Origin of the sequence: Ideonella aquatica, from assembly GCF_018069755.1 — a bacterium.
In the GTDB taxonomy this organism is placed as follows: domain Bacteria; phylum Pseudomonadota; class Gammaproteobacteria; order Burkholderiales; family Burkholderiaceae_C; genus Ideonella; species Ideonella aquatica.
The window spans coordinates 1-17458 of the sequence record NZ_JAGQDE010000037.1 but is presented as its reverse complement, the minus strand read 5'-3'; the positions used below and the strand labels follow the sequence as shown (position 1 = coordinate 17458).

At 71.1% G+C, this 17458-nt stretch carries 14 protein-coding genes; 13 read left to right on the top strand and 1 reads right to left on the bottom strand.

Features of this window, described 5'->3' with window-relative positions:
- The first annotated feature begins 5 nt into the window (after window positions 1-5).
- From KAK06_RS22535 to KAK06_RS22510, 6 genes are all read left to right on the top strand, one after another.
- Window positions 6-845 (top strand): dioxygenase family protein, encoded by an 840-nt coding sequence (locus KAK06_RS22535; RefSeq protein WP_210804421.1) that lies wholly within the window; start codon window positions 6-8, stop codon window positions 843-845.
- Window positions 846-923: 78 nt separating this feature from the next.
- Complete coding sequence (locus KAK06_RS22530) at window positions 924-3119, top strand: PhoX family protein (RefSeq protein WP_210804420.1); 2196 nt, start codon at window positions 924-926, stop codon at window positions 3117-3119.
- Between the two features lie 24 nt (window positions 3120-3143).
- Window positions 3144-3749 carry a GNAT family N-acetyltransferase gene (locus KAK06_RS22525; RefSeq protein ID WP_210804419.1) on the top strand — a complete coding sequence of 202 codons (606 nt, stop codon included), beginning with the start codon at window positions 3144-3146 and terminating at the stop codon, window positions 3747-3749.
- Window positions 3750-3809: 60 nt separating this feature from the next.
- Entirely contained in the window at window positions 3810-4835 is a 1026-nt protein-coding gene (locus KAK06_RS22520) for a GGDEF domain-containing protein (protein ID WP_210804418.1), read from the top strand.
- An 89-nt stretch (window positions 4836-4924) separates the two neighbouring features.
- Window positions 4925-5635 carry a toll/interleukin-1 receptor domain-containing protein gene (locus KAK06_RS22515; RefSeq protein WP_210804417.1) on the top strand — a complete coding sequence of 237 codons (711 nt, stop codon included), beginning with the start codon at window positions 4925-4927 and terminating at the stop codon, window positions 5633-5635.
- Complete coding sequence (locus KAK06_RS22510) at window positions 5632-6330, top strand: pYEATS domain-containing protein (protein ID WP_210804416.1); 699 nt, start codon at window positions 5632-5634, stop codon at window positions 6328-6330. The genes KAK06_RS22515 and KAK06_RS22510 overlap by 4 nt, the downstream gene beginning before the upstream one ends.
- A 9-nt stretch (window positions 6331-6339) precedes the next feature.
- On the opposite strand, the gene KAK06_RS22505 is transcribed toward KAK06_RS22510, so the two are convergent.
- Window positions 6340-7416 carry a BMP family ABC transporter substrate-binding protein gene (locus KAK06_RS22505; protein ID WP_210804415.1) on the bottom strand — a complete coding sequence of 359 codons (1077 nt, stop codon included), beginning with the start codon at window positions 7414-7416 and terminating at the stop codon, window positions 6340-6342.
- Between the two features lie 250 nt (window positions 7417-7666).
- On the opposite strand from KAK06_RS22505, the gene KAK06_RS22500 reads away from it, so the two are divergent.
- The 7 genes from KAK06_RS22500 to KAK06_RS22470 all read left to right on the top strand — a co-directional run bounded on the left by KAK06_RS22500 (window position 7667) and on the right by KAK06_RS22470 (window position 17312).
- Window positions 7667-9268: an ABC transporter substrate-binding protein gene (locus tag KAK06_RS22500; protein WP_210804414.1), complete on the top strand. Its 1602-nt coding sequence runs from the start codon at window positions 7667-7669 to the stop codon at window positions 9266-9268.
- Window positions 9269-9327: 59 nt separating this feature from the next.
- The gene (locus KAK06_RS22495; protein ID WP_210804413.1) at window positions 9328-10338 is read left to right on the top strand and encodes an ABC transporter permease subunit; all 1011 of its coding nucleotides are present in this window, start codon (window positions 9328-9330) and stop codon (window positions 10336-10338) included.
- Window positions 10331-11227 carry an ABC transporter permease subunit gene (locus KAK06_RS22490; RefSeq protein WP_210804412.1) on the top strand — a complete coding sequence of 299 codons (897 nt, stop codon included), beginning with the start codon at window positions 10331-10333 and terminating at the stop codon, window positions 11225-11227. Before KAK06_RS22495 ends, KAK06_RS22490 begins: the two co-directional genes overlap by 8 nt.
- Entirely contained in the window at window positions 11224-12198 is a 975-nt protein-coding gene (locus KAK06_RS22485; RefSeq protein ID WP_210804411.1) for an ABC transporter ATP-binding protein, read from the top strand. Before KAK06_RS22490 ends, KAK06_RS22485 begins: the two co-directional genes overlap by 4 nt.
- Window positions 12195-13145 (top strand): dipeptide ABC transporter ATP-binding protein, encoded by a 951-nt coding sequence (locus KAK06_RS22480; RefSeq protein WP_210804410.1) that lies wholly within the window; start codon window positions 12195-12197, stop codon window positions 13143-13145. Before KAK06_RS22485 ends, KAK06_RS22480 begins: the two co-directional genes overlap by 4 nt.
- Before the next feature lie 88 nt (window positions 13146-13233).
- A complete protein-coding gene (locus KAK06_RS22475) occupies window positions 13234-15255 on the top strand; it encodes a S46 family peptidase (protein WP_210804409.1) in 2022 nt (673 codons plus the stop codon).
- Window positions 15252-17312 (top strand): S46 family peptidase, encoded by a 2061-nt coding sequence (locus KAK06_RS22470; RefSeq protein ID WP_210804408.1) that lies wholly within the window; start codon window positions 15252-15254, stop codon window positions 17310-17312. Before KAK06_RS22475 ends, KAK06_RS22470 begins: the two co-directional genes overlap by 4 nt.
- Window positions 17313-17458 lie beyond the last annotated feature (146 nt).

Here is a 17458-nt window from a genome sequence, read left to right as displayed (position 1 = left end):
TGGCCATGGACACCCGACTGCCGACCCTGTATGTCTCGCACGGCTCGCCGATGACGGCGCTGGACGAGGGCGCCACCACCGCCTTCTGGCGCCGCCTGGGCCCGGCCATCGACGCCGCCTTCGGCCGCCCGAAAGCGGTGCTGGCCATCTCCGGCCACTCGCTGACCCGCGAGCCGGTGCTGCTGGCCGCTGCCCGCCACCCCACGGTGCATGACTTCTACGGCTTTCCCGAGCCGCTCTACGCGCTGCGCTATGACGCCGACGGCGCGCCCGCGCTGGCCCGCGAGGTGGCCGCCCTGCTGCGCGCCGCCGGCCTGAACGCCCAGCTCTCGCCTGAGGGCGGCCTGGACCACGGCATCTGGACGCCGCTGCGCTCGATGTACCCCGATGCCGACATCCCGGTGCTGCCGCTCGCCTGGCCGCCGAACTGGGCGCCGGAGAAGCTGTTCGCGCTGGGCCGCGCACTGGCGCCGCTGGCCAAGCAGGGTGTGCTGGTGATGGGCACCGGCGCGATCACCCACAACCTGCGCCTGTTCGCCGGTGGCCGGGGCGACCCGGCGCAGCCCGAATACCCCGAGAGCGCGGCCTTCCGCGGCTGGATCGCCCAGACGGTCGCCACCGCCGACTGGGCGGCGCTGAACGACTACCGCCGCCAGGCCCCGCACGCCGCGCTGATGCACCCCACCGATGAACACCTGCTGCCGCTGCACGTGGCCGCAGGCGCGGCGGGGGATGACGCGCCGGGCCGGCGCCTGTTCGCCGAGGTGCAATGGGGCCACCTGGGCATGGATGCCTATGCTTTCGGCGTTGGTGCCGCGGCGCTCGAGTCCAGCCTGTCACAGTGAGGTCACGCTGGCGTCACGCCGGTTTCATCGGCGCTGCCGACGATGCGGGGGTTCCATCACTCCGCATTGCCCGACGCCATGAACGACTTGACCGACCCCGACGACATCGGCCACAACGCCAGCAGCAACCCCCATTTCCAGCAGGTGCTGGACACGCGGCTGTCGCGCCGTGGTCTGGTGCTGGGCGGCCTGGGTGCCGCCGCCACTGCCGTGCTGGCACCGGCCGCCCTGGCTGCCCAGGCCAGCACCGCTGGTCTGCCGCTGCGCCGCCTGGGCTTCACGCCGGTGGCCAAGGCCCTGGCCGACATGGTCAGCGTGCCCGCCGGCTACACCGCCCGGGTGATCTATGCCTTGGGCGATCCGCTGGCTCCCGGCGTGTCCGAGTACCGCAATGATGGTACCGACACCCAGTACGAGATGCGTGCTGGCGACCACCACGATGGCATGGACTACTTCGGGCTGTCGGACGACGGCCGCCGTGATCCGCTGTCCAGCCGCCGCGCGCTGCTGGCCATGAACCACGAAGCCACCACTGACCACTTCCTGCACCCCAACGGCTCTTCGCCGCGTCCGCGCCCGATGGCCGAGACCGACAAGGAGATCCCGGTCCATGGCATCAGCGTGGTCGAGATCCGCCGCCAGGCCGATGGCGGTATCCGCACTGTGCGCCGTTCGCCCTTCAACCGCCGCATCACCCCGGAGACCCCGGCGGTCCTGCGCGGCCCGGCCCGCGGCAACGCCCTGGTCAAGACGATGTACGCGCCCGATGGCCTGGCCTGCCGCGGCACCCTCAACAACTGCGGCACCGGCCGCACCCCCTGGGGCACGCTGATCTCCGGCGAGGAGAACTGGGCCGGCTACTTCACCCGCGCCAGCACCGACAACACCGCACGCGGCAACGACAAGAGCGTGGCCTCGCTGAACCGCTACGGCCGCGCCGCCGGTGCCGCCAGCCGCCACGGCTGGGAGACCAGCGGCAGCGCCGATCGCTACCGCCGCTTCGACATCAGCAAGACCGGCAGCAGCACCGACGGCAGCGACGACTACCGCAACGAGCTCAACACCTTCGGCTACATGGTCGAAATCGACCCGTACAACCCGGCCGCCGCGCCCCGCAAGCGCACCGCCCTGGGCCGCTTCGCCCACGAAAGCGGTGCCTTCAACCTGCTGCAGCCCGGCCGGCCACTGGCTGTCTACATGGGCGATGACTCGCGCAACGAGTACATCTACAAGTACGTCTCAAACGCCGTCTGGCAGGCGGGTGATGCCGAGGCGGCCGACCGTCTGGCCGTGGGCGACAAGTACCTGGACGAGGGTCGCCTCTTCGTGGCGAAGTTCAATGCCGACGGCAGCGGCCAGTGGGTCGAGCTGAGTCTCAGCAACCCGCTGATCGCCGGCTACGCAGCCTACGCCTTTGCCGATCAGGCCGACGTGCTGGTCAACGCCCGTCTGGCGGCCGATGCCGTGGGCGCGACCAAGATGGACCGCCCGGAATGGTGCGCCACCCACCCGTCGACCGGCGAGGTGTACTTCACGCTGACCAACAACAGCAACCGCAAGGTCGATGTCACCAGCAGCTCGCACGCCCAGGTCGATGCTGCCAACCCGCGCTCCTACAGTGACTCGTACAACGGGGGCGCGCTGGGCTCGCCCGGCAACGTCAACGGCCACATCCTGCGTCTGCGCGAAGCCGGCTTCCGGCCCGATGCGCTGGACTTCAAGTGGGACGTCTATCTCTTCGGGGCCCAATCGGACGCCAATCCCGCCCTTGTCAACCTGTCCTCGCTCACTGGCGACCAGGACTTCTCCAGCCCGGATGGCCTGTGGTTCAGCGAGGCCACCGGCATCTGCTGGATCCAGACGGACGACGGTGCCTACACCGACACCTCCAATTGCATGATGCTGGCCGCCTTGCCGGGCCATGTGGGCGACGGTGAGCTCAAGACGCTGAACCATCTGCGCAACGACGGCAGCACGCTGAGCGTGACCACGCCGGTGGGCAAGGCACCCAAGCCGGCACAGCTCAAGCGCTTCCTGGTGGGCTCGAAGGACTGCGAGATCACCGGCTGCTGCGAAACCCCGGACGGCAAGGCCCTGTTCGTCAACATCCAGCACCCGGGCGAGACCATCGTCCAGTCGGATGTGGCCGATCCGCAGAAGTACACCAGCCACTGGCCGGGCAACGCCGGCTACGGCAACGGAGGCACGCTGGCCCGCCCGCGCTCCGCCACCATCGTCATCACGCGGGACGACGGCGGCCGCATCGGCGGCTGATATGTTCGCCGCTACAGTGGCGGCATGACCGCCGCCGCTGAGCGTCTTGACACCCCCCGCCTGCGCCTGCAGGCTCCCAGCGCCGGGCTCGCCCCGGCGCTGTTGTCGTTTCACCGCCGCAATGTCGCCCACCTGGCCCCGTGGGACCCGCCCATGCCGACGGGTTTTCTGACGCTGGAGACCCAGGCCCTGCGCATCGAGCAGGCGAAGGGGGCCTTCGAGCGCGGCGAGGCGCTGCGCTGGTGGCTGCAGCCGGTGGACGATCCGCTGACCATCATCGGCGTCATCGGCCTCAGCCAGATCGCGCGCGGCGCCTTCCACAGTGCTGCATTGGGCTACGCGATCGATGCCGCCCACCAGGGCCAGGGCCTGATGAGCGAGGCGCTGCAGGCCGTCCTGGCCGAAGCCTTTGGTGAACGGGTGGCACTGCACCGCGTGCAGGCGGCAGTGCGGCCCGACAACCAGCGCAGCCTGGCGCTGCTCGCTCGCCTGGGCTTCGAGTCCATCGGACTGGCCCGTGACTACCTCTTCATCGACGGCGCATGGCGCGACCACGGGCTGTGGCAGCGGCTGAACCCGGACTTCCGGGTGCCGATGGACTGGCGTCAAGCTTCAGATTCCGCCCGCTGAGCCGACAACCTGTCGTGCCCTCTGGCGTTCCGGAGGGTCGGACCGCTGTCGCCGCTCACCATGCACCCTGCCTCGAATCCGTCCACGCCGCTGCCGTCGCCGCAGCGCGTGGCCCGCTGCCTGGCCGAACTGACCGGACTGCGTGACCGCGAGCAACTGCAGCAGCGGCTGGCCGGCCATCTGGTCGAGCACTTCCAGCCGGTGCGGGCGCAGGTCTGCCGTCGCCACGATGAGCGCATGGGTGGCTGGGACATCCTGGCCCTGCACGGCCCCCCCGCCGAACCCGGCGAGCAGGAATGCCAGGCCCTGTTGGAGGCGCTCGGCCGCGAGCACCCGCTGCAGCTGGCCGAGCTGCCTGGCCGCGCCTTTTACCCGCTGCCCGGCAGCCACGGCGCCCAGGCCGTGCTGCAGCTCCAGCTGGAAGCCTCGCCCAGCGAGGCGCACCAGCTGGTGGCGGACGAGATCCTGCGCGTCTACCGCAACGTCATCGGCCTGCTCGACTATGGCGAGCGCGACGGCCTGACCGGACTGCTCAACCGCAAGAGCTTCGACGAGACCTTCATGCGCCTGGCGGCCTTGTCGGCCCGGTCCGAGGCTGGCCTGTCGGGCTGCGACGGCCGGCGTCACTGGCACAGCGGCGATCCCTGCTTCCTGGCGGTGATCGACATCGACCATTTCAAGCGCGTCAACGATGGCTTTGGTCACCTGGTCGGCGACGAGGTGCTGCTGCTGGTGGCCCGCCTGATGGGCGAGACGCTGCGCCAGCACGACCGCCTCTACCGCTTTGGTGGCGAGGAGTTCGTGGTGCTGCTGAGCTGCAGCCAGGACGATGGCGCCCAGGCCGCGCTGGAGCGGCTGCGCGAGCGCGTGGCCCGCTACGCCTTCCCGCAGGTCGGCGAACTGACGATCAGCGCCGGCTTCACCCGCATCGACGCCGACGACACGCCCGAGCAGGCCTTTGGCCGCGCCGACAAGGCGGTCTATGCCGCCAAGGACGGTGGGCGCGACCAGGTCCGCAGCTTTGACGAACTGCTGGCTGAGGGCGCCGTGGCCGAGGCGGCCACCGGCGGCGTCGACTTCTTCTGAGCCGTCGCGTCCCTTTCCCGGGGGACGCCGCCGCGGCCGCGGTCTTGTGGCCGCGGCACGATGCCCGCATACTCAGGCGGCCTGCCGCCATGAACAGCGTTTTCCTGTCCTACACCTACCGCTCTCATCCCGACCATGAGGACGAGCTGGAGCGCCTGCGCCGCTACGTGGTGCGCGTGCTCGAGGCCATGGGCCTGCGCGTGCTGGATGGCGTGGACCTGGGCGGCCGGCCGCTGGATGACGCTTTGCGGGCCCGCATCGCCGAGGCCGACGCCCTGGTGGCCCTGGTCACGCCGCAGGCCGATGACGCCGGGCAGATGATCCAACCGGCCTTCGTGCTCAGCGAGTTTTCATACGCCGAGGGCCTCCAGAAGCCCAGCTTCCGTGTGCTGCACACCGCACTCAAGGCTGTGGGCCTGGGCGCCGGCAACGAGTACTTCGAGTACAAGCCCGGCACCGAGGCGGATCTGATCGTCAAGCTGATGAACACGGTGGCCGTGTGGCGGCGCGAACACGGCCGGGCCGCACGGGTGCGCATCGAGCCCGACACCCTGGCCACGCAGTACGACGAGACCGAGGGCGACCGCTGCGAATTCCAGGTGATCTCCCAGACGGGCAACTTCCAGGACTTCGAGCGCGGCCGCCTGGTGCTGCAGCCCGGCGCCGCCTATGCCGTTCTGCCAAAGATGCGCGACGGCGAGACCGTGCGTCTGCGCCTCAAGCAGGGCGGCAAGATCTGGCAGTCCAGGCATGCGATCGATCCCTTCGTCGGCGGTGTCCGGCTGGAGGAAAAGCCATGACGCTGCGCATCGCCCAGGACTTCCAGTACGTCGGCAATGACTACTGGAAGTGGCGCGCCTGGATCGAAGGCGACGAGCTGGGTGAGGTCGAGCAGGTCGTGTGGATCCTGCACCCCAGCTTTGCGAAGCCGCGCATCACCGTCAAGACGCGCGACAACGGCTTCCGGCTCGACGCCTCGGGCTGGGGCACCTTCCTGCTGCGGGCCGAGCTGAGCCTGCAAGGCGGCCGCACCCAGGCGCTGCGCCACAACCTGAGGCTTGAGTACCCCGATGAGGAGGCCGCACCGATGCGGTCGGCCTCGGCACCCCGCCCGCGCGCAGCCTCGGTCTTTCTCTCGTACAGCTCGATCGACGCGCGCGCCGCAGCGCGCCTGCGCGATGGCCTGACGCAGGCGGGCGTGCAGGTGCTGGACCAGACTGGCGTGACGCCCGGCGAGCCCTGGCAGGAGGCGCTGGCCAACATGATCGCCCGCGCCGACGCGGTGGTCACGCTGGTCGGCGACGACGACATGAGCCCCTGGGTCAGTGCCGAGATGAGCCATGCGCTGGCCTCCGACAAGCCGACACTGGCCCTGTTCAACGAGCGCGCCGCCACACCCCGCCTGCCTGAGGGGGTGCAGACGCGCCCGTTCAACCCGCGCGAGCCCGACGCCCAGGGCGTGCGCGAGTGGCTGGGTCAGGTGGTGTCGCGCTGAGGCGCGGGCTCAGCGTCCGGGCAGCGTGCCCACCACGCCTTCAACCAGCCAATCCATGCGGGCGATCTGCCCGTCGTTCATCGTGCCCGAGGCCTGGCGCACCTGCCCCGTGCTGTCGAGCAGGCGACCCGCGAAGGGCTGGAAGCGGCCGGCGATGATGTCGGCCTCGCGGCGCGCCACCGCCTGGCGGACGGCGGCAGGCAGGGCGTCGGACAGCGCCGAGAGCTTCACCAGCCCGTCCTTCATGCCGCCCCAGACGGGCGTGTTCGTCCAGCGACCGGCCATCACGTCCTGCGCCACCCGGGTGTAGAAGCCACCCCAGTGGTGGGTCACCGCGGCCAGTTGCGCCTTGGGGGCGAAGGCCCGCATGTCGCTCTGGTAGGCCAGCAGCTTGACGCCCTTTTCCTCGGCCACCTGCGGCACCGCGGGCGAGCCCGAGTGGTTGGTCAGCACGTCGGCACCCTGGGCGACCAGCGACAGCGCAGCGTCGCGCTCGCGCGCGGGGTCGAACCAGGCGTTGAGCCAGACCACCTTGACCTGCGCCGCCGGGTTGACCGCGCGCATGCCCAGCGTGAAGGCATTGATGCCTTGCACCACCTCGGGCACCGGAAAGCCGGCCACGTAGCCGGCCACGCCGCTGCGGCTGCTGTGGCCCGCGAGCATGCCGGCCAGGTAGCGGGCCTCGTAGTAGCGGGCGTTGTAGGTGCCCAGGTTGGCGGCGGTCTTGTAGCCGCCGGCGTGCTCGAAACGCACCTGCGGGAACTCGGCCGCCACCCTCAGCGCCGGCTCCAGGTAGCCGAAGCTGGTGGCGAACACCAGGCGGTGGCCCTGGGCGGCCAGGTCGCGCATCACACGCTCGGAGTCGGCGCCCTCGGGCACCGCCTCGACCACGGTGGTCTTGACGGCGCTGCCCAGCGCCTGTTCCATCTCGCGCCGACCCAGGTCGTGCTGGTAGGTCCAGCCGGCCTGGCCCACCGGGCTGACGTAGACGAAGGCCACCTTCAGCGGTTCGGCGGCCTGGGACGGGAGGGATGCGATCAACGCGGCGCCGGCCCACAGGGCGGCGCGCACGAGGTTTTTGTACATGGTTGTCCTCGACATGGCCCCGGAGATGGATGGTGCGGCCGGTGGACGGGGCGTGACCGGCAGCGAACCCGTGATTCTCGCCGATCCCGCCACCGGGGGCGGTGCAATTCCGGATGCCCGGCGCGCAGGAGTGCCGCGTTTTCCCAAGTAGCATCGGGCCTTGCCGCCGGTCACCCGGCAGCGAACCCGGCCACGACGGCGCCTGCACCACCCCCCGCAGTGCGCCCGCCCCGCACACAGGAGGATCCCGATGACCACCCCGATCGGCCGCCATCCGCGGCTTGCCCTGCTCAGCCTGGCCCTGCTGGCCGCCACCGGTGCCAGCGCCAAGACACTGGTCTACTGTGCCGAAGGCTCGCCCGAGAACTTCACGCCGGCGATCAACACCACCGGCACCAGCTTCGATGCCGCGCGTCCGGTCTATGACCGCCTGGTGCATTTCCGCCGCGGCAGCACCGAGGTGGAGCCCGGCCTGGCCGAGAGCTGGACCATCAGCCCTGACGGCAAGACCTACACCTTCCGCCTGCGCGCCGGCGTGAAGTTCCACAGCGTGCCCGGCTTCACGCCCACGCGCGACTTCAATGCCGACGACGTGGTCTGGAGCTTCGAGCGCCAGTGGAAGGCCGAGCACCCCTATGCCAAGGTCTCGGGCGGCAAGTACGACTACTTCGCCGACATGGGCTTCAAGGACGACCTGGTGGCGGTGGAGAAGGTCGACCCGCTGACCGTGCGCATCGTGCTGAAGAAGCCCAACGTCACGATGATCCCGAACCTGGCGATGGACTTCGCCGCGATCCACTCGGCCGAGTACGCCGATGTGCTGGCCAAGGCCGGCAAGCTGGCCCAGTTCGACCAGGTGCCGGTGGGCACCGGCCCGTTCAGCTTCGTCACCTACCAGAAGGACGCGGTGATCCGCTACAAGGCCAACAAGGCCTACTGGGGTGCCGAGAAGGCCCTGGTGGATGACCTGGTCTACGCCATCACGCCTGATGCCACCGCCCGCACCGCCAAGCTGCGCGCCGGCGAGTGCCACCTGACCGGCTACCCGCGCCCGGCCGACCTGCCCGAGCTGCAGAAGGACCCCAAGCTGAAGGTGGTCAGCCTGCCGGGTCTGAACATCGCCTACTGGTCCTTCAACACCCAAAAGCCGCCGTTTGACAAGAAGGAGGTCCGTCAGGCCTTCACGATGGCGATCGACAAGGCGGCGATCCTGAAGGATGTGTACCTGGGCGCCGGCACCTCGGCCAAGAACCTGATCCCGCCCACGATGTGGGGCTACAACAACCAGGTCCAGGAGTGGCCGTACGACCCGGCCAAGGCCAAGGACCTGCTGGCCAAGGCGGGCGTGAAGACGCCGCTGGACGTGGACCTCTGGTACATGCCGGTGCAGCGCCCCTACAACCCCAACGCCAAGCGCATGGCCGAGATGATGCAGGCCGACCTGGCCAAGATCGGCGTCAACGCCAAGCTGGTCACCTACGAGTGGGGCGAGTACCGCAAGCGCCTGCAGCAGGGCGAGCACATGACCGGGATGCTGGGCTGGAACGGCGACAACGGCGACCCCGACAACTTCTTCTTCCTGCACGGCTGCGACGCCGCCCGCCCCGGTGGCCAGAATCTCAGCAAGTGGTGCCACAAGGGCTTTGACGAAAAGCTGGAGAAGGCCCGCACGCTGACCGACACCAAGGCCCGCGCCAAGCTCTACGAGGAGATGCAGGTCATCGAGCGCGAGGAGGCGCCCGACTTCAAGATCGCCCACTCGGTGGTGTTTGAGGTGATGCGCCAGGAGGTGACGGGCTACAAGCAGAGCCCGTTCAACTCGCACCAGTTCAACGGCGTGGACCTGAAGTAAGCGCGTCGGTGCACCGCAACCTCGGCCGCGGCGCCCAAGGGCACCGCGGCGGCTGACCCATGCTGCGATACCTGCTGCGCCGCCTGGCGCTGACCATTCCCACCTTCATCGCCCTGATGGCGCTGACCTTCGTCGCCATCCGGCTGGTGCCGGGCGACCCGGTGGAGGTGCGGGTGGGCGAGCGCGGCATCTCGCCCGAGCGCCTGGCGCAGTTCCGCCACGAGCTGGGGCTGGACCAGCCGCTGTGGAAGCAGTTCCTGGACTATGCGGGCCAGCTGCTGCAGGGCGACTTCGGCACCTCGCTGGCCACCAGCCAGCCGGTGCTGACCGAGTTCCTGGCGCTGTTCCCGGCCACGCTGGAGCTGAGCCTGGCGGCCATGCTGTTTGCGGCGCTGATCGGCCTGCCGGCCGGCACCATCGCCGCCGCGCGCCGCGGCACCATCTTTGACCAGACGCTGATGGGCTTGTCGGTCACCGGCTACTCGATGCCGATCTTCTGGTGGGGCCTGCTGCTGATCATGTTCGTCGGCGAGCGCTGGGGCCTGACGCCGGTGTCGGGCCGGATCGACCTGATCCAGTACTACTTCGAGCCGGTCACCGGCTTCATGACGATCGACGCGTGGCTCTCAGGCCAGCCCGGGGCCGTCAAGGACGCGCTGCACCACCTGCTGCTGCCGGCGATCGTGCTGGGCACGGTGCCGCTGGCGGTGGTGGCGCGCATGACCCGCTCAGCCATGCTGGAGGTGCTGGGCGAAGACTACGTGCGCACCGCCCGCGCCAAGGGCCTGCCGGCCTGGCGCGTGGTGGGCCTGCATGCGCTGCGCAATGCACTGATCCCGGTGGTCACGGTGATCGGGCTGCAGGTCGGCGCGCTGATGGCCGGCGCGGTGCTGACCGAGACCATCTTCTCCTGGCCCGGCATCGGCAAGTGGCTGATTGAATCCATCGCCCGGCGCGACTACCCGGCGCTGCAGGGCGGCGTGATGCTGGTGTCCACCATCGTCATCGGCGTCAACCTGGCGGTCGACCTGACCTATGGCTTGATCAATCCCCGCATCCGCCATGGCTGAGACCTCGACGCTCCCCACTGTGGCGCCGCCCTCGCCGTTGGCGGCGTTCTGGGCCGCCTTCAAGGAGAACCGCGGCGCCGTGGTCGGCCTGGCCGTGGTGCTGCTGGTGGTGCTGCTGGCGCTGGGCGCCGATGTGATCGCGCCGTATTCGCCCACCGAGCAGTTCCGTGATGCGGTGCGCCTGCCGCCCGCCTGGGCCGAAGGCGGCCGCACCGGCTTCTGGCTGGGCACCGACAGCCTGGGCCGCGACCAGCTCTCGCGCCTGATCCACGGCGCGCGCATCTCGCTGTTCATCGGCCTGACGGTGATGGGCGCGTCCTTCGTGGTGGGCGTGGCGCTGGGCCTGGCCTGCGCCTCGCTGGGCACCGCGGTGGACGTGGCGATCACCCGGCTGATGGACCTGATCATGGCCGTGCCCTCGCTGGTGCTGGCGATCCTGGTGGTGGCGGTGCTGGGCCCCAGCCTGACCAACACCATCGTCGCGGTCAGCCTGGTCACCTTGCCGCGCTATGTGCGGCTGCTGCGCGCCTCGGCGCTGGCCGAGTTGCAGAAGGACTACGTCACTGCCGCGCGCGTGGCCGGCGTGGGCCGCTGGCGCCTGATGACCCGCACCGTGCTGCCCAACTGCCTGGCGCCGCTGATCGTGCAGGCGGCGCTGGGCGTGTCCGACGCCATCCTCGAGGCTGCGGCGCTGGGCTTCCTGGGCCTGGGCGCGCAGCCGCCCACGGCCGAGTGGGGCACGATGCTGGCCGATGCGCGCGAGTTCATCCGCTCCGACCCCTGGCTGGTCACGCTGCCCGGCTTGGCCATCCTGGTGACCGTGGTGTCGATCAACCTGATGGGCGACGGCCTGCGCGACGCGCTGGACCCGAAGATGCGCAAGACATGACCACGCCGCTGCTCGACATCCAGGACCTGTCGGTCAGCTTCGCCACCCGCGGCGGGCCGCTGCGTGCGGTCGATGGCGTCTCGTTGCAGGTCGCCCCTGACGAAGTGCTGGCCATCGTCGGCGAATCGGGCTCGGGCAAGTCGGTGGCAATGCTGGCGGTGATGGGCCTGCTGCCCTGGACCGCCACCGTCAGCGCCACCCGCCTGGCCTTTGACGGCCAGGACCTGCGCGCGCTCACCGCGCGGCAGCGCCGCGCGCTGATCGGCAAGGACATCGCGATGGTGTTCCAGGAGCCGATGAGCAGCCTCAACCCCTGCTTCACCGTGGGCTGGCAGATCGACGAGGCGCTGGCCGCGCACACGCCGCTGACACGGGCGCAGCGCCGCCAGCGTGTGGTGGAGCTGCTTGACCTGGTGGGCATCCCCGACCCGGCGCGGCGCGCCCGCGCCTTCCCGCACCAGCTCTCGGGCGGCATGAGCCAGCGCGTGATGATCGCGATGGCCCTGGCCGGCGAGCCGCGGCTGCTGATCGCCGATGAGCCCACCACCGCGCTGGACGTGACGATCCAGGCGCAGATCATGGACCTGCTGGCGCGGCTGCGGCGCGAGCGCGGCATGTCGATGGTGCTGATCACCCACGACCTGGGTGTGGTGGCCGAGAGCGCCGACCGCGTGCTGGTGCAGTACGCCGGCCGCGCCGTGGAGCAGCAACCCGCGGCCACGCTGTTCGAGCAGCCGCACCACCCCTACACCGCGGCGCTGCTGGATGCGCTGCCCGAACGCAGTCGCCCGGGCGAAGCGCTGGCCTCGATCGACGGCGTCGTGCCGGGCCTGCACGACCGCCCAGCCGGCTGCCTCTTTGCGCCACGCTGCCGCCTGGCCACCGAGTACTGCCACCGGCACAAGCCCGTGGCCGCACCGGCCGCGCTGGGCCAGGCCCTGTGCCACACGCCGCTGGAGAGCGCGCCATGACCGCCCTGCTCGAAGCGCGCGAACTGCGCCGCCACTACCGCGTGCGCCGCGGCTGGTTCCAGTCCGAGGCCACCGTGCATGCGCTCGACGGCGTGGGCTTCTCGCTGCAGGCCGGTCGCACGCTGGCGGTGGTGGGTGAGAGCGGCTGCGGCAAGTCCACGCTGGCGCGGCTGCTGACGATGATCGAGACGCCCACCGCCGGCCAGTTGCTGATCGACGGCGAGGACGTGGCCCACGCCGACGCGGCCACCCGCGCCCGCTTGCGCCGCCAGGTGCAGATCGTCTTCCAGAACCCCTATGGCTCGCTGAACCCGCGCCAGACCGTGGGCGATGCGCTGATGGAGCCGCTGGAGGTCAACGGCATCGGCGCCCACCGCGCCGAGCGCGAGGCCCAGGCGCGCGCGATGCTGGCCCGCGTGGGCCTGCGGCCCGAGCACTTCGAGCGCTGGCCGCACATGTTCTCGGGCGGGCAGCGCCAACGCATCGCCATCGCCCGCGCGCTGATGCTGCGCCCGCGCGTGCTGGTGCTGGACGAGCCGGTGTCGGCGCTGGACGTGTCGATCCGCGCCCAGGTGCTGAACCTGCTGGCCGAGCTGCAGCGCGAGCTGGGCGTGGCCTACCTGTTCATCAGCCACGACCTGGGCGTGGTGCGCCACGTGGCCGACGAGGTGCTGGTGATGTACCTGGGGCGCTGCGTGGAGCAGGGCCCTGCGGCCGAGGTGTTCGAGTCGCCGCGCCACCCCTACACCCAGGCGCTGCTGTCGGCCACGCCCACGGTCGACCCGGCGCGCCGGCGCCAGCGCATCCTGTTGCAGGGCGAGCTGCCCTCGCCGCTGGAGCGGCCGCAGGGCTGCGCCTTCCGGGCACGCTGCCCGCAGGCCCACGCCCGCTGTGGCGAGTCACCCGCGCTGGAGGGCCAGGTGCACCGTGTGGCCTGCTGGCTCTGAGGTCGTGATCAGGCCCGCACAGCGTCTTCGTGCGGTCGGCGCTGCAGCCCTGCTGGGGCTGGCGCCAGCTGTGCAGGCCGAGCCCGGCATGTGGCCCCTCGATCAGGTGCCACACCAGGCCTGGCAGCGCACGCTGGGCGTCAGCCCGTCTGCCGCGCTGCTGGCGCGGCTGCAGGCTGCCTCGGTGCGGCTGGGGCTGGACGGCAGTGGCTCGTTCGTGTCGCCGCAGGGTCTGGTGCTGACCAACTACCACGTGGTGCAGTCCTGCATCGAGGCACTGTCCACCCCGCGGCGCAACCTGGCCGTCCACGGCTTCACCGCCGCGCGCCGCACGCAGGAGCGGCGCTGCCCGGACCTGGCGCTGCGTCAACAGATCGACAGCCGCGATGTCAGTGCCGAGGTCGACCGCGCGATCGCTGCCATGCCCGCCACCGACCAGGCCGAGCGCGTGCGCCAGGCCGAGGTCACGCGCCTGGAGGCCGCCTGCCAGCAGGCCCATCCCGACCAGGTCTGCGAGGTGGGCGCGCTTCACGCAGGTGCGCGCCATGTCCTGCGCCGCTACCGCGAGTGGGACGACGTGCGTCTGGTCTGGGTGCCCGAGGCCGGTGCCGCGCTGTTCGGCGGTGCGGCGGACAACGTTGCTTACCCGCGCTTTGCCCTGGACGCCGCGCTGCTGCGCGTGCATGACCGCCGCGCCCGGCCGCTGCGCACACCGCAGGCGCTGCGCCGGGCTGCACATGGCGCGCGCGATGGCGACGCACTGTTCGTTGCCGGCTTCCCGGCCGAGAGCGATCGGCTGCGCAGCGTGGCCCAGGCCGAGTTCGCGCGTGAGGTGACGCTGCCGCAGACCCTGGCCGCGCTGCGTGCCCAGCTCGACGCGCTCCCCCAGGCCGACGGGTCGGCTGCCCTGCGCTACGAGCTGGACAACAGCTACCAGATCCTTGCCGGCGAATGGCAGGCGCTGCAGCGGCCCGCGCTGCTGGCTCAGATCCAGCACACTGAGCAGCGGCTGCGCGCGCTGCAGACCCGCAGCGGTGACCGCGCTGATCCCTGGGCCGAGATCGCCCGCGCCGTGGCGCTGCAGCGCGCACTGGCGCCGCAGATCGAGGCGCTGTCGCTGGACGGTGCTGCGCTGTTTGCCCGCGCCAGCACGCTGGTGGCGCTGGTCGCCGAGGGGGCGCTGTCCGATGCCCAGCGACTGCCCGAGTACCGCCAGGCGCGCCGCGCCGAGCTGCAGCGCAGCCTGCTGGCTGCCAGCGATGGTGATGCTGCGCAGATCCAGCGCGAGCTGGCCCAGGCGCTGCATCGCTCGCGCGAGCTCCTGGGCGCCGCCCACCCCTTTGTGCAGGCTGCACTGGACGGCCGCGAGCCTGCCGCTGCCGCTGCGGCGCTGCTGGCAGACAGCCGGCTGGGCGACGCCACCGAGCGCCAGCGTCTGCTGGCCGGTGGTGCGGCGGCGCTGGCCGCCAGCACCGACCCGCTGCTGCGCCTGGCGCGCGAGCACTGGCCGCAGCGCCGTGCGCTGCTGCAACAGCAGTGGCAGCAGGTCGAGCAGCCGTTGGCGGCCGCCACCCGGGCGATCGGCCGGCTGGCCGCTGCCATGCCGGATGAACTGGCACCCGATGCCGACTTCAGCCTGCGGCTGAGCGCTGGTCGCGCCCGCGGTGTGGACACCGGCGGCCGCCGCCTGCCCTGGACCACCACCTGGGGCGGCTGGTGGGACCGCGCCGACAGCTTTGACCAGGCGGCGCCGTTTCAGCTGCCACCGACGCTGGCCCGCGCCCGTGCGCACATCGACCCGCGCACACCGCTGAACCTGGTACTGGATGCCGACCTTGCCCCGGGCTACTCGGGCTCGCCGGTGGTCAATGTGCAGGGCGAACTGGTCGGCCTGCTGTTCGACGGCAACGGCGGCTCGCTGGGCTTTGCCTGGGGCTTCGACGCCGACCAGGCCCGCGGCGTGGCGGTGCACGCACAGGCGCTGCAGGTGGCGCTGTCGCAGGTCTATCCGGGCCGCCACCTGCTGCGAGAAATGGGATGGCCGGCCACCGCCGCCTCCACGAAGATCCAACCCGCGCCACGAGCGCGTCACCCCAGGGAGAAACGATGACCACCCCCACCATCCGTCACCTTGTTGTCAGCGCCGCGGCGGCGCTGTCGGTCCTGCCGGCCGGCGCCGACGAGGGCATGTGGACCTTTGAACACGCCCCGCTGGCCGCCATCGCCAAGCGCCACGGTGTGCAGATCGACCCGCAGATGTTGGCGCGGTTGCAGGCCGCGTCGGTGCATGTGGGCGCGTCGGCCTCGTTCGTGTCGGCCGATGGCCTGATGCTGACCAACCACCACGTGGTGGAGGGCTGCGTGGCCCGGCTGTCCAGCGCCACGAAGAACTTGGCCGCCACCGGTTTTGTGGCCGCCCGCCGCCAGGACGAGCTGCGCTGCCCTGGCTTCACCGCGCGCGTGCTGCTGCGCACCGAGGACGTCAGCGCACGCATCCAGGCCGCCGCCGGCAGTGCCGCCGATGACGCGGCGCGCAATACCGCCCGCAAGGCCGAGATTGCCCGCATCGAAAAGGCCTGCACCGACGAGCGCCAGGGCCAGCGCTGCAATGTGGTCTCGTTCTACAGCGGCGCGCGCTACGCGCTGTACCACTACCGCGAATGGGACGACGTGCGCCTGGCCTGGGCGCCGGAGTCCGACGCCGGCTTCTACGGCGGTGACCCGGACAACTTCGTTTACCCGCGCTTCGCGCTGGACGCGGCGCTGATGCGCGTCTATGAGCGCAACGGCCAGCCGCACCGTCCCGCGCAGCACCTGCGCCTGGCGGCGCGCATGCCGCGCGACGGCGAACTGCTCTTCGTCTCGGGCCACCCGGGCCACACCGAGCGCCTGCGCACCGTGGCCCAGCTCGAATCCGCCCGCGATGTGGAAATGCCCATCGCCCTGGCCACCGCGCGTGCCGAGATCGCCGCGCTCCATGCCTACGCTGCCACGTCGCCCGAGGCGGCGCGCCAGGCGCAGTCGGGCATCTTCGGCACCGAGAACTGGTTCAAGTCCATGGACGGCGAATACCAGGCCCTGAAGGACGCGGCGCTGCTGAAGGCCAAGCGCCAGGACGAGCAGACCCTGCGAGACGCCTACCGGCAACGCGGCCTGGCAGGTGACCCCTGGGCCGACATCGCCCGGGCCAACGCGGTGCAGGACACGCTGACGCCGCAGCTGTGGGGCCTGAACTTCGGCTACAAGACCGCGCTGGCGCGCGCCGTCGATCTGGTGGCGATTGCCCATGAGCGCGGCCTGCCCGAGGACCAGCGCCTGGCCGACTTCGGCGACGCCTCGCTGCCCGACAAGGAGCGAGGCCTGCGCGCCGAGTCGCCGTTCTACCCCGCGCTGGAGACGGTGCGCCTGACCACGACGCTGGAGCGCTCGCTGGCCCTGCTGGGCGCCGATCATCCGTACATGCGCCTGGTGCTGCAAGGCCGCAGCCCGCGGCAGGCGGCCGAGGCCCTGGTCGCCGCCACGCGCGTGGGCGAGCGTGCCGAGCGCGAACGGCTGCTCAGCGGCGGCGCGGCCGCGATCGCTGCCTCCACCGATCCGCTGATCGTGCTGGCCCGCGAGGCCTGGCCGATGCGCCGGGCCCTGCGCCTGCGCGCCGAGACCGAGGTCGATACGCCCATCCGCCGCGCCGCCGAGGCGATCGACCAGGCCCGCTTTGCGCTGTACGGCCACGATGTGCCGCCGGACGCCACCAACACGCTTCGCCTGTCCTTCGGCCCGGCCAAAGGCTATGTGTCGAACGGCCTGACCCACCCCTGGAAGACCACCTGGGGCGGCTGGTGGGACCGCGCCGACAGCTTTGACCAGCAAGAGCCCTTCAAGCTGCCCGCCCGCATCGACCAGGCCCGCGGCAAGGTCCCGGCCTCCACGCCGCTGGACTTCGTGCTCACCGCCGACATCATCGGCGGCAACTCCGGCTCGCCGGTGGTCAACGCCAAGGGCGAACTGGTCGGCCTGATCTTCGACGGCAACCTCGAAGGCCTGGGCGGCAACTACGCCTACCAGGACCACACGGCCCGCGCGATCGCGGTGCACGCCGACGCCATCATGGCGGCGCTGGAGAAGGTGTACGGCGCCGGCCACTTGGCGCGGGAGATGCGCGGCTGGTGAAGGGCAGGATCCTGCCCGGAGCGGCCGTAGGCCGCTGTGGGCCTCGACCGCTGCAGTATGCCAACGGTGGATTCAGCCAAGGACTGAGCGGCCTGGGGATGGCGGCGCTGTCGGGGGCGCCGAGGAGCGCAGACGCCCCGGGGCGC